The organism is Rhizobium leguminosarum, from assembly GCF_019798305.1.
GTDB lineage: Bacteria > Pseudomonadota > Alphaproteobacteria > Rhizobiales > Rhizobiaceae > Rhizobium > Rhizobium leguminosarum_U.
The window spans coordinates 89,586-102,627 of the sequence record NZ_JAAXDD010000005.1; the positions used below are offsets into that span (position 1 = coordinate 89,586).

Here is a 13,042-nt window from a genome sequence, read left to right on the forward strand (position 1 = left end):
GCGAACATGTTGTCGATTTCTGGCTTCACGCCAACACCGGCCATCACGCCATGTTACTTACATCGTCATGATGTCTGGCCAGAATCTTGTAGAGCTCTTTCAAACTGTCCGCATTCGGCCGTTCGGTGCTGTCCCCACCCGCCAGGCGCCAGACACGCTCGACATTGAGGTCCTGTGTGATTTGCGCAAGGCCATCGTTCAGCGAGCGAATGACGATCTCGGATCGACGCAGCCGCCACGACATTCTGACGATCACTGCGAACGGGAGGAAAATGACGCCGATGATGCCGAGAACAAGGGCAGCGAACTGCCGGTCATCGAGAAGAGACAGATCGTTTCGAACGGTCGCCATAAAAAAAACGGCATTTGGAAATGCCATATAAAAATTGCTCATCAGATAGCTAGACCAATCTTCCATCACCAGCGCCCTCCCCCAGCGGTCTATCTCTTGGAGTATGCTGAAAAGTCTAGCAGACACTGACAATATCCCCTGCCGGGAAAGTATATTTGAGGTTGCATCAGCCTGCTGAATTGAACGCGAATCCCCTGGTGGATCGGTGCCGACGAGCTCGGTCCTTCAAATTCCACCGCGGACATGAAAAAAGCTAACAGTGAGAGATAGAATGAATAGAAGACGTTTCCTCGCCTCGCTTCCGCTCGCTCTGTTAAATGTTCGTGCAGGCCAGGCCTTGGCACAGGTGCCTGCCGCTGCCGGGTTACGCGCCCTTGCCGACAAGAAGTCGTTCCGATTCGGATCGGCAATCGACCTGCCAAACATCAACGATCCAATCGCTTCCGAAATCTACATAGACAACGTCAATTCGATAACGCCGCGAAACGAGCTGAAGTGGAATGCGACGGAAAAGAGACCAGGCGTTTTCAGCTTCGGCAGTGCCGACCGCATGGTTGCATTTGCACGAAAAAACAACATGAGGGTTTATGGCCATACGCTGATCTGGTATCGCGTCCCGGGCTGGGTGTCGGATATCACGGACGCAAAGACCATTCAGGCGGCGATGAACCGTCATATAAAACAGGTTGTCACTCGCTATAAGAACTCGATCGATGCTTGGGATGTGGTGAACGAACCGTTAGAGTATGATGCACCGGATCTGCGGGATTGTGTTTTCCGACGCCTTCTTGGCGACGATTATATTCGTATGAGTTTCGACATGGCGCACCAGGCCAATCCCGGCGCAACGCTGGTGCTCAACGAAACGCATCTGGAGAAAAAATCCGACGTGTTCGAACAGAAGCGTGCACGCATCTTGAAAATCGTCGAGGATCTCGTGGCAAAAAAAACGCCGATCAATGCGGTGGGGCTGCAGGCGCATTTCCGCCCCGGTCTCGACCGGATCGATCCGGAAGGAATGGGGCGCTTCTGCGCGGCGCTGAAGGACATGGGTGTCGGCGTTTTCATCACCGAACTGGATGCGTCCTGCCACTTCCTGAACCGCGACAAATCCTTCACGCCGGCATCCTACGCCGATATTTTCAGTGACGTGATCACCGTGGCGGCCGAACATGGCGACTTGAAAGGCGTGACAGTATGGGGCATGTCGGAAAAATACGGCGAGCGCGATGAGAAAGCGGCCGATCCTGCCGCCGCCTGCACGAAGCGTGTTAATCTTTACGACGAAAATAATGCGCCAAGAAGTGCGATCGACGGTGTCCGGCGGGCAATAGAGGCGATGTGATGCACAAGACAACGGAGACGCTAACAGATTCATGAAAAAAGCCGTTATTTATGTGGAAAAATTTTTGCCTGCCAGCCAGGCATTTGTTCTCAACCAGGCTGTAGCGTTTCGTACTTTCGAAGCTGAAATTCTTGCCGGCTCGCGAATTTCTTCGGCGCATACAAAAAAATCCACTGTTCCAGTCCATGACATCCGTCGGTCTCCCATTGCGCGGGCCGGTGAACTGCTGCTGAAAATCCCGCAGATCGGCCTTCCCTTCCTCTTTCCTGCGATCGGCAAAGCCGATCTTGTTCACGCCCATTTCGGTAAGAACGGGTATGTCATTGGCCCGCTGGCCCGGGCCGCCGGCAAGCCGCTCGTCACGACGTTCCACGGCTTCGATGCCACCTATCGCGGCGACCCGAAAAAGCCGGGCGGCTTCAATCAGGTGCGTTTCTTCGCCAAGGGCCGGAGCGAGATGGCGGGCTGGAACAGCTGGAACATCGCCGTTTCCGATTTCATCCGCGACCGGCTGCTGGCCCTCGGCTTTCCAGCCGAACGCGTCTATCGCCATCACATCGGCATCGATCTCGATCTCTTCAAAATGGAACCCCGCCCCCGAAAAAAAGGGCTCGTGGTTTCAATTGCCCGCTTCGTCGACTATAAGGGCCATCGTTTCATGATCGATGCGCTTTCGCGTGTGGCCGCCGCCGGCACCCCGGTCGAATTCGTCATGGTCGGCCAGGGTCCCTTGAAGGAGGAAATCGAAGCACTGGCGCGTCGTTCCTTGCCAAGCGTCACGATCCATGAAAATCTGTCGCAGACTGAGATAAGAGATCTGCTCGCCAGTGCGGAGCTTTATCTCCATGGAAGCGTGACCCTCGACAATGGTCACGCCGAAGCTTTCGGCCTCGCAAATCTCGAGGCGGAAGCCGTCGGTACTCCGGTCGTCGCATTTCGCTCGGGAGGCGTCGGCGAAGCGATCGAAGAGGGGAAAACTGGTTATCTCGTGGAGGAGCGGGATGTCGCAGGAATGGCGGACGCGGTCGGAAGACTGCTCAACGACCAGACCCTGTGGACAGCCTTTAGCGCGCGGGCACCGCTTCTGGTGGCCGAACGCTTCGACTTACGTCGTCAGACGGGGACGCTCGAGGACTATTACAGTTCCGTGCTAGACGAATTTTCCAGCCGGGGTCGGACTTGATGGTGCAGACAGGAAAAAAACCGAAGTGGGGACTGAACGTATTTCGGCCGCTGCGGAACGGATTTGTGAGGGCCAAATGGCTCTACTATACGAAGTTCTGGGGAATGGACATCGATCCGACCGCGAGCTTTTCCTTGAGCGTGCGTTTCGACAAGACCAACCCTAGGGGATTGCATATCGGCGCGGAAACTTACGTCGCCTTTGAGGCGGCGATTCTGACCCACGACCTCACACGCGGGCTCTACCTTCACACGAGGATCGGCAAACGCTGCTTCATCGGCGCCCGCAGCATCATTCTGCCCGGCGTCGAGATCGGCGACGAATGCGTCATCGGCTCGGGCTCGGTGGTGACCAAGAGCGTGCCGCCGCGCTCGCTCGTCGCTGGCAATCCGGCAAAGATAATCCGCAGCGACATCAAGATCATTTCGCGTTACGGACGCATGGCACGCGAAGATGAGATGGTCTCGCAGATCGTGACGCACTTGCCGACTGGAGAAGCACGATGAAGATGTTTGCCTACCGGGGGAAACACGAGAATTTTGGCGACGAACTGAACCATTGGCTTTGGGAGCGCCTGCTGCCCGGCTTCTTCGACGACGACGAAAGCCAACTTTTTCTCGGTATCGGTTCGATTCTCTACGACAATTTCGACCCTAATATGCAGAAGATTGTCTTCGGCTCGGGCTATGGCGGCTACACCAACCCGCCGAAAGTCGATCGCAACTGGACATTCTATTTCGTGCGCGGAAAGAAGACTGCCGAAATCCTCGGCATCGATCCGAGCTACGCCATCGGCGATTCGGGTATCCTCACGCGCAGCTGCTGGGATGCGAAAAGCATCGAGAAGCGCTACCCGGTCTCTTTCATGCCGCATTACGAAAGCGCGATGTATGGCAGTTGGGATAAGGCCTGCGAGCTCGCAGGGATTCACTATATCGATCCCCGCTGGTCTGTGGAAAAGGTTCTGACCGAAATCAGCGCATCGCATAAAGTGGTCTCCGAGGCGATGCATGGCTGCATTATCTCAGACGCGCTGCGCGTTCCCTGGCGGGCTATCCGGCCGATCGCGCCGGGGAATCGAGCCAAGTGGTACGATTGGGCAAGTGCGCTTGATCTCGAGATCGACTTCGACGCGATTGGCCCGTCAAATATCGTCGAAGCAGGCGCGTCGCTGGTACGAAAAAGCACCTACCTTTTGAAGAACATAACGTTTCGCCACCGCCGCATCCGACAGCTCACTGGCAACTATGTCTTTGGGTCGACGGTCAAGACGTTGCAGCGGGTGGCAGAGAGGCCGGGCCAGCTCAGCACAGATGAGTCTATTATAAAGGCGCACGACAGAATGCTGCTTGAGCTAAACCGACTGAAGCAAGATTTTTCCAAGAAAACGGCAAGCGTCGTGTGATGTCGCAAACCGAGTTCGTGACGAGGCAATAGGCATGATCCTTTCTAACTCCATCAACCCGATCTGCCCTGCCGAAGGGGAGAAGCACTTTGAACGGGTGTGCAGCCCACTTAAATGGTCGATGTCCTGGTCGTGCGGAGCCATTGATCTATGAGCAGTGTTACCGACCGGCTGATCCAAGGCAGCATATGGCTGAGTCTGTCCCGCGCCATCGTCAACGGGCTTTCCGCACTCAGCACCTTTGTCCTGGCCTGGTATCTCGTGCCGGCCGACTTTGGTCTCGTTGCTATCGCAACGACGATCCAGGTCATTTTGAGCTCCGTCACCGAACTTTCGCTGAACCAGGCGCTTATCCGCCACGAATCTCCGAGCGAAGTTCACTTCAGTGCGGTGTGGACGTTGAGCGTGACGCGAAGCGCGGTATTGGCGCTGCTGTTTGCTGCCAGTGCCTATCCGATCGCCGAGTTTTACAACGAGCCCCGGCTGACGAGCGTCATGCTTGCCTTGAGTTTCAGCCTGCTCCTGAGTGGTCTCGCCAATCCGCGCCGCGTCATGCTCCAGCGTGATCTGATCTTCTGGCAGGAGTTCGTACTCAACGTCTCGCAAAAGCTGGTCGGCTTCGTCGTGACGGTGGCAATTGCTGCCATCTACCAGAGTTATTGGGCGCTCGTTGTCGGCACCCTCGCCTACCAGGTCACGAATATCATCGTTTCCTATACCGTCCTGCCGTTCTGGCCGCGCATAACGTTCCGGCATGCACGGGAATTGTTTTCGTTCTCGCTCTGGCTGACGGCCGGACAGATCGTCAACACGTTGAACTGGCGGGTCGAGTATCTGTTAATCGGCAAGATGCTGGGCGCCACGCAGCTTGGCCATTATACCGTCGGCAATACTCTTTCGACTCTGCCGACGCGCGAGGCGACGGCGCCGTTGAACCAGACGATTTACCCGGGCTTTTCGAAGGTCCGCAACGACCCGGTCCGGCTTGTCGCAGCCTATCAGCGTGCACAGGCGCTTCTGGCGGCGGTGGCGCTTCCGGCCGGAATCGGCATGGCAGTGGTAGCTGATCCGATGATGCGGCTTGCCTTGGGAGAAAAGTGGATTCCCGCCATCTTCATCGTACAGGCGCTCGCATCGGTCTTCGCTCTGCAGACCCTCGGCTCGCTCGTCCAACCGCTGGGCATGGCAAAGGGTCATACCAAGATGCTGTTCATCCGCGACACGCAGATGCTGGTGGTCCGCGTGCCCATCATCATCGCGGGTCTCATGATGGCCGGGCTTCCGGGCGTCGTTTATGCACGCGTGTTGACGGGCCTGATTTCCACCGTAGTCAACATGCTTCTCGTCAAGCGCTTGATCAATCTGCCATTCTTCCAGCAGCTTGCGGCAAACTTTCGCGCGCTTGCCAGTGTCGCCGTGATGGCTGCCGGCGTCTGGGGATTGTCGCATCTCCTGAACACTCCCACCGACAAGTTGGCGCTGGCCCTTCACCTGGCCATCCTCGTCGTCACCGGCGGTATCCTCTATGTCGGTTCCAGCTTTGTCCTTTGGCTCGCGATGAAGAAGCCAAACGGCCCGGAAACTGAAGTTCAGCGTATCGTTGTCAAGTTCCTGTCAAAAGCCAAACGTATTGCCGTACCCAAGTCGGCCTGAAGCGAAACGAACATCAAGAAGAGAGGCAGAATGACCAGCCAATCCAGATCGGAGCTGATCGCAAAACTCAATGGCATGATCCATGATTGCCTCAAGGACTATGTCTCGCGCGACGAACCGCTTGCGATTCTCGACTTTCCTGACATCCGCAATTGCGGCGACTCGGCAATCTGGCTGGGTGAGATGGCCTATCTCAAGGATCGCTTCGGCAAGCGCCCGGACTATGTTTCCAGACTGTACGACTTCTCCGCCGACGAACTGAAGCGGCGCGTACCGACCGGCCCGATCTTCATTCACGGCGGCGGCAATTTCGGCGATATCTGGGTTGCCCACCAGGATTTCCGCGAAGCGATCATGGAGCGTTTCCCGGATCGGCAGATCATCCAGTTCCCGCAGTCGATCCACTACAGTTCGCCTGAGCGCATCGAGCAATCCAAACGGGCAATCGGGCGCCACAAGAATTTCGTGCTGCTCGTGCGCGACGAAGAATCGAAGGAGTTTTCCGAAAAACACTTCGACTGCACCGTACGACTATGCCCCGATATGGCTTTTGCCATCGGCCCGCTTGCGGAAAGGGCGACACAGATTCCCGTCCTCGCCATGTTGCGGGAGGATGCTGAACGGGTTGGCGGTACCGATCGCAAAATTCCTTCCGATATTCCTGTGGAAGACTGGATTACCGAGTCGAAACGGAAGGTCGATATCGCCAAGAAGTTGGGAGTCGCTTCGGCCTATCTCGCATTGAAGCCGAGCGAAGTTGCCTTGCGCAGACTGGATGCTGCGGCACACAACCGTTTCGAGCGCGGCATCAGTCAGATTTCGCGTGCCCGCGCAATCGTGACCGATCGCCTGCACGTCCATATCTGCTCGCTGCTGCTCGGCCGCCCGCATGCCGTGCTGGACAACAGCTATGGAAAGATCCGCCGCTTCATGAATGCTTTCTCCGGCGGAACCGACCTTTCATACAAGGCAACCTCGCTCGAGGACGGAATAGAGTGGGCGCGTGGTCAGGCAGCCAAGGGGCGTGTCGATGAAAAAGAAGCTGTGAGCTTGCGGGCTTAAGGGGGCATTCGATGACACTTGTCACCTTCATTATCCCGGTCCGCCATCAGGACAATGCCCGCGATTGGAGCAGGCTGAAGGCAAACCTGACCCAGACCGTGGCCTCTATTTCCAACCAGACCAACGGAGACTGGCGCGGCATCATCGTGGCAAACGAAGGCGCCGATCTGCCTGACCTGCCGGAAAAATTCTCCGCCGTGCATGTCACCTTTCCGCCTAACGACCTGCATGAATTGGGAAAGGGCAGCAAAGAAGACTTCCTTGATGCCTTCCGGGCAGACAAAGGGCGTCGCGTTCTGAGCGGTATGCTGAATGCCACCGACAGTCGCTTCTTCATGATTGTCGATGACGACGATTTCGTCAGCTCGCGGATCGTTCAACACGTATCCGACAATCGGGACGCCAACGGATGGACGATCGACCATGGTTATATCTGGGACGATGGCGGCAACTTCCTGTTTGGCCACGACGACTTCAGCCATCTCTGCGGTACCTCATTGATCATTCGTGCCGATCTCTACGAACTGCCGACCCGCTTTGAGGATGCTTCGCTGGACTGGATCAAGTCGATGCTGGGCAGCCATGTCCGCATAGCGGATATTCTTGCGCAGCGGGGGGCGCCGCTCACGAAGCTTCCCTTTCGCGGGGCGGTCTATCGGGTCGCCCACGGCGGATCGCATAGTCAGGCACCCAGCCTGCTGCGACAGTATTTCCTGAACCGCGGCGTACTCACCAAACCGCGGCGGTGGTTGCGCAATCTTCGTAAACTGAGGATAGTCGGCGAGGGTCACAAGCGCGAATTTTTCGGTAAGACGCGGTCGAACCCCGCGTAAGCGCCGATCCCATTCGAACATCGCACAGGCGGTCAAAATATGAAGCTCTTCTCTTTCGACTTCACCAAGAGGGTTGTTAACTGATGTCGGATCTATTGGTCAGCGTGCTCTTTTCATCCTACAATGGCGCCAGCCGCCGGCTGCGCCATACTTTGGATTCCTTGGTGCGCCAGGAGCTTCCCCATGATCGGTGGGAACTGATAGCCGTCGACAACAATAGCAATGACGGCACGTTTGATCTTTTGGAAACCTATAGCGACAAGCTTCCCATCACCATCCTGCAGCAGCGGAAGCCCGGAAAGTCCGGCGCGCTGAACATGGCCTTGGATCGGGTGAAGGGGGATCTCGTCGTCTTTACGGACGACGATGTTCGCGCCGAACCGAACTGGCTGAAAGCGATCGTCGACTGCGCCGCGGCCCATCCGAGTTACGGCGTCTTCGGCGGCAGAATCGTCCCTGAATGGGAGACAGAACCAAAAGACAGGTTTATCGAATGGATTCCGATGGGATCCACCTTTGCGATAGTCGATGACCCCCAAAGCGGACCGTGTGACCCGACGAAAGTCTGGGGCCCGAATACGATCGTCCGGCGAGAGCTGCTCGGAACAAGCGTGCGCTACCGCGAAGATATCGGTCCTCTTCCCGGAAAGATTTTTGCCATGGGTGAAGATGCGGAAATCATCATTCGCCTGGCGGCCAATGGCGCCAAGTCCTATCGATGCGCCGAGGCGGTGGTCCATCATTGGATTCCGGCATCGAGCGTGACCGAGGGTTGGGTACAGAAAAGAGGCGAGCGGCTTGGCTACGGCATGCCGGCGCTTTTTCCCGACGAGGTGCCCGGAGGGGTGAGGTTAAGCGGAGTTCCACTTCCGACCTGGATCGAAAGCGCACAATGGGCCCTCCGGGCAGCAATGCTTTATCTCCTGCCGCGATCGAAGAAACGTTTCTGGGCGATCTGGAAATATTATTACATGCGTGGCTATCGCGCCGGAATTCGTCGATACGTTTCTCAGACGATGACACAGTAATCGATTGCACAGGAGGCAGTAATTTGAAACTCTCGGTGATCATCATAAATTTATGGCAGTATTTGCGCCCACGCATCGACAGCGTTCTATCGCAGGCCCAAGACATCGGTAAAGGCGTGACCCGAATCGCACAGGGAAGCGATCCGGCCGAAATGAGGTCCGGAGCATCAAATGAGCAAAGTCAAGGTTACAATACTGTTCTCAACTTATAACGGCGAGAAGACTCTGCCAACGATGCTTGACGCACTATGCGCTTCCACCCTACCGCAGGAAGAATGGAAAATCGTTGCGGTCGACAACAACAGCAGCGACGACACTGCAGCAGTCTTGAATTCCTATAAGGAGCGGCTTCCGCTGGAAGTTTATTTTGAGCCAAAACAAGGTAAGCAGTACGCATTGACTTTGGGCTTCCGCCATCTGGAGGGCGAACTCGTCATTTTAACCGATGACGACGTCATTCCCGCGCCGGATTGGATCGAGCAGTTTCTCACCTTGGCGGATCAGCAGCCACAGTTTGCCATATTCGGCGGCCTGATAAGGCCCGAATGGGAGGAAAGGCCCGCATCGTGGCTCATCAATCACGGGCATCTGGGGATTCTTTATGCACTAAATGACGGTCTACCCGAGGGGCCGATTTCAGCGGCATTGATATCGGGGCCGAATTCGGCCTTCCGTCGTTCCATTTTAGGATCCAGTTATATCGTTCACGACGGCCTCGGCCCCGATGCCACTGTCGCTCAGTTCCCCATGGGTGAGGATACTGCTTTCGCTCTCAGGTTGGAGAAGAATGGAGCCAAGGCTTTTCACTCGCGGCATCCCGGGGTTCGGCACATTGTCAGGAAGGGCTATGTGAACGAAGGCTGGGTTTTGCGGCGCGGCGAGCGTTATGGCATGGGCTTGGTTATCGTTCGGCCGGACCTCTTCGACAGCAAAACGAAAATTGGCGGTGTGCCCATCGCTAGCGCCTTAAGATGGCTTCTGATGGTGCCGGCCAGCGTCGTCGTCAAGAGATTTCCGCTAAGCGGCGTTCGCTTCAAATTGCTCTGGGCGCAGTCGGTGAGACAGGGAATCCTGCGCCAATTTCTCAAGCAGCGATCTACGATGAATAAAACGATCTACTCTCAGGTCGGTGCCAAATGACGAAAGTACTAAACCGCGGCATCGACAGGAAGTGCTCCAGCTGCGGAGGCAGCGGGCAGGTTTTTCGCACGTCAGGAGGCGAGTGGGTTTGATGACGGATCCGAGAATCAGTGTCATCTTTTCGTCCTTCAACGGCGCCAGCAGACGGCTTCAACAGATGCTGGATTCGATGTTGGGGCAAAACCTTCCAGTCGAACAATGGGAACTGATTGCCGTCAACAACAACAGTAAAGACGAAACACAGGAGCTTCTCGATCAATATGCAAAGAAGCTTCCAATTGTTGTTGTTAATCATACCCGCCCAGGCAAATCAGGAGCTATGAACGCAGCTCTGGCGATAGCTCGAGGAGCGCTGATCGTTTTTACGGACGACGACGTCGAGGCAGATGCGAACTGGTTGAGTTCGATCGCTGCATGCGCGGAGGCGAACCGGGATTTCGGCGTTATCGGCGGCCGAATTCTTCCAAATTGGGAGCACTATCCCCATGGGGATCCGCTGTTGGACTGGATTCCCATGGGATCAACCTTCGCCATAGCCGACCAGGAATCCAGTGGCCCATGCGACCCGACAAAAATTTGGGGTCCGAACACGACCGTGCGTCGCGAATTGCTTGGCAGCAATGTTCGATTCCGCGAAGATATCGGGCCGCTTCCAGGAGGTCTTTTCGCAATGGGAGAGGATACGGAAATTGTCAGCCGCCTATCCCGAAGCGGCGTGAAAACCTATCGGTGCGCTGAGGCCATTGTTCATCATTGGATTCCAGCCTCTAGCGTGACAGAGGCTTGGGTACAGAAGCGTGGGGAACGTCTTGGCTATGGAATGCCAGCGCTCTTCGCCGAAGACATTCCAAAAGGTATAAGGATCGGGGGAATCCCCTTAAGAACCTGGATCGAGAGCGCCAACTGGGCGGTTCGGGCAGCCCTCCTTTATCCGTTGCCGCGATCAAAGAAGCGGTTCTGGGCCATCTGGAAGTACTATTACATGCGTGGCTACCGCGCCGGACTTCGCCGATACGCGCCGGCAGTAAATCATTCTGGTCGACTAGCGCAGGAGGTCGTGCATTGAAATTATCGGTGCTTATCAACAATTTCAATTATGGCCAGTATTTGCGCCCATGCATCGACAGTGTTCTGTCGCAGGTCTATCCCGACTTCGAAGTAATCGTGGTCGACGATGGCTCCACCGATGATTCCCAAGAGATTCTTGCTTCCTATGGTGAGCGGATCCTGCCCGTATTGAAGGAAAATGGTGGCCAGGCATCAAGCTTCAATGCGGGTTTTGCGGCCGCAAGCGGCGATATCCTCTTTCTCCTCGATGCCGATGATGCGTTTCTGCCCGGCAAACTTGCTCGTATCGCCGAGATCTACGATCGCAACGAAATCGACTGGTGCTTCGACCGGGTGACGACCGAGGAAAGCGACCAGCCTCCTGCAGAGCTGCAAGTGACACTGTTCGACAAGCGGGACACGCTTCGCAGGGGCGGCTTTCCCTCGCTTCCGGTTCCGACATCGGGCTTGAGCTTCCGCCGCAATCTACTGTCCCAGATACTGCCGATGTCCGTCGCGACAGACGTCGTCCTCAGCGACAATTATATCAAGTTTGCCGCTGCCTTTCTCGGCCGCGGCGCCATCGTCGAAACACCGCTGACGTTTCAGCGTATTCATGCGTCGAACCGCTACACAGGCACAAGCAGGGCAAAGACACTGCGCCCGCGGATCATGATCGCGACTGGGCTCGAACTGGCACGCCGCTATGACGGGCTGCAAGCACTCGGCAAAAGCCTCGTGGCCGGCGGAATTGCCGAAACGACATCGCTTCTGAAGCTCCGGGGCGAAGCTCGCAACACGGTGGCCGGCGGTCCGTTCGGCGATGCTGCCGCGACCGAAGTGGCCTTGATGGCGGCGCGCAAGCGTTTGGGAAATATGCTGCGGCGAGGACAGTCATGAATCAGCAACAGACTTTTCCGCATTCATCCGTCGGCGCAGAAGCAGGCGCCGCACCGCTGAATATCGCCGTCGGCGTGCTGACCTATCGACGCCTCGACGGGATTGCCAAGCTGCTTGACGTGATGACCCGCCAGGTCAGGCATCCGGATCGTCCCTATCATCTCACCATGGTGATCGTGGACAATGATGCAGCCGGCAGCGCAAAGGCCACGGTGGAGGGCTTTGGCCAGACAGGCGCCTACGACCTGATCTACGTTATCGAACAAAACCAGGGCATACCCTTTGCGCGCAACCGCGCAATGGATTCAGCGCCTCCCGGCACCGACCTTTTCTGCTTTCTCGACGATGACGAATGGCCGGTCGACGGCTGGCTGGACGCGATGCTGGAGACACGGGAGAAACACCGCGCCGATTGCGTCTACGGTCCCGTCCAGCCGGTCTATCCGGAAAACCCGCCGGAATATTTCATCAAGGCGAGAGTGTTCGAGCGCAAAAAGAACAAGGACGGTCAGCGTATCGGTTATGCGGCCTCGAACAACGTCATGTTCGACTATCCCCTGATCCGCTCATGGAATCTGCGTTTTGAAGAGAAGATGCGCTTCACCGGAGGCACGGATTATCTCTTCTTCAATCAGGCCATCCGTCGTGGCATGCAGGTTTTCTGGGCTGATAAGGCGCTTGTCTATGATATCGTTCCCGCCAACCGGATGACCTGGAAATGGGTGCTGCAAAGACAATACCGGCTCGGAAATACCTTCGCAGTCAGTGAGGTTCTGCATGGCAACCTCAAGCGCCGAGCCTTTCGCGCAGTTTATGGAGCAACGAGGGTCATACTGGGACTGGCCATGCTGCCGGCGATTTTGATTTCACCCTATTGGGGCATGCGAGCTCTCACCCACGTTCTGCGCGGTGCTGGCATGGTCAACGGGATTCTCGGACACGCGTATCAGGAATACAAACCCAATGCGGTCCACTGATATTGCTTGCGGGAGCGCCTCGAATGAGTTTCGGCCCTTTTTTTGTTCAAGACGAAAACATCCTGCGGTTAACCGGCCGTCCATGAATTTCAAAGCTTCGACCAACCAAACCAAAAA

At 56.3% G+C, this 13,042-nt stretch carries 13 protein-coding genes; 12 read left to right on the top strand and 1 reads right to left on the bottom strand.

Annotated features, from left to right (window positions below):
* Window positions 1–43: 43 nt before the first annotated feature.
* Window positions 44–418: a hypothetical protein gene (locus HFO99_RS10525; RefSeq protein ID WP_261323107.1), complete on the bottom strand. Its 375-nt coding sequence runs from the start codon at window positions 416–418 to the stop codon at window positions 44–46.
* A 205-nt stretch (window positions 419–623) separates the two neighbouring features.
* Here HFO99_RS10525 and HFO99_RS10530 point away from each other — a divergent pair, with 205 nt between their 5' ends.
* The 12 genes from HFO99_RS10530 (at window position 624) to HFO99_RS10585 (ending at window position 12,925) form a co-directional block, all read left to right on the top strand.
* Window positions 624–1,697, top strand: a complete 1,074-nt coding sequence (locus HFO99_RS10530) for an endo-1,4-beta-xylanase (protein ID WP_222361050.1) — start codon at window positions 624–626, stop codon at window positions 1,695–1,697.
* Between the two features lie 31 nt (window positions 1,698–1,728).
* Window positions 1,729–2,880 (top strand): glycosyltransferase, encoded by a 1,152-nt coding sequence (locus HFO99_RS10535; RefSeq protein WP_164577221.1) that lies wholly within the window; start codon window positions 1,729–1,731, stop codon window positions 2,878–2,880.
* A complete protein-coding gene (locus HFO99_RS10540; RefSeq protein WP_222308850.1) occupies window positions 2,880–3,386 on the top strand; it encodes an acyltransferase in 507 nt (168 codons plus the stop codon). The genes HFO99_RS10535 and HFO99_RS10540 overlap by 1 nt, the downstream gene beginning before the upstream one ends.
* Window positions 3,383–4,285, top strand: a complete 903-nt coding sequence (pssM, locus tag HFO99_RS10545) for an exopolysaccharide glucosyl ketal-pyruvate-transferase (RefSeq protein WP_222361052.1) — start codon at window positions 3,383–3,385, stop codon at window positions 4,283–4,285. The genes HFO99_RS10540 and pssM overlap by 4 nt, the downstream gene beginning before the upstream one ends.
* Before the next feature lie 150 nt (window positions 4,286–4,435).
* The gene (locus HFO99_RS10550; protein WP_222361054.1) at window positions 4,436–5,938 is read left to right on the top strand and encodes a lipopolysaccharide biosynthesis protein; all 1,503 of its coding nucleotides are present in this window, start codon (window positions 4,436–4,438) and stop codon (window positions 5,936–5,938) included.
* 30 nt (window positions 5,939–5,968) lie between these two features.
* A complete protein-coding gene (locus HFO99_RS10555) occupies window positions 5,969–7,000 on the top strand; it encodes a polysaccharide pyruvyl transferase family protein (RefSeq protein ID WP_064247961.1) in 1,032 nt (343 codons plus the stop codon).
* 11 nt (window positions 7,001–7,011) lie between these two features.
* A complete protein-coding gene (locus tag HFO99_RS10560; RefSeq protein ID WP_222361056.1) occupies window positions 7,012–7,833 on the top strand; it encodes a galactosyl transferase in 822 nt (273 codons plus the stop codon).
* 83 nt (window positions 7,834–7,916) lie between these two features.
* Complete coding sequence (locus HFO99_RS10565; protein ID WP_222361057.1) at window positions 7,917–8,861, top strand: glycosyltransferase; 945 nt, start codon at window positions 7,917–7,919, stop codon at window positions 8,859–8,861.
* Between the two features lie 171 nt (window positions 8,862–9,032).
* Entirely contained in the window at window positions 9,033–10,001 is a 969-nt protein-coding gene (locus tag HFO99_RS10570) for a glycosyltransferase (RefSeq protein WP_222361059.1), read from the top strand.
* Window positions 10,002–10,092: 91 nt separating this feature from the next.
* Window positions 10,093–11,067 carry a glycosyltransferase gene (locus HFO99_RS10575; protein ID WP_222361061.1) on the top strand — a complete coding sequence of 325 codons (975 nt, stop codon included), beginning with the start codon at window positions 10,093–10,095 and terminating at the stop codon, window positions 11,065–11,067.
* Window positions 11,064–11,948 (top strand): glycosyltransferase family 2 protein, encoded by an 885-nt coding sequence (locus tag HFO99_RS10580; protein ID WP_222331240.1) that lies wholly within the window; start codon window positions 11,064–11,066, stop codon window positions 11,946–11,948. The genes HFO99_RS10575 and HFO99_RS10580 overlap by 4 nt, the downstream gene beginning before the upstream one ends.
* Window positions 11,945–12,925: a glycosyltransferase family A protein gene (locus HFO99_RS10585; RefSeq protein ID WP_222361063.1), complete on the top strand. Its 981-nt coding sequence runs from the start codon at window positions 11,945–11,947 to the stop codon at window positions 12,923–12,925. The genes HFO99_RS10580 and HFO99_RS10585 overlap by 4 nt, the downstream gene beginning before the upstream one ends.
* Window positions 12,926–13,042 lie beyond the last annotated feature (117 nt).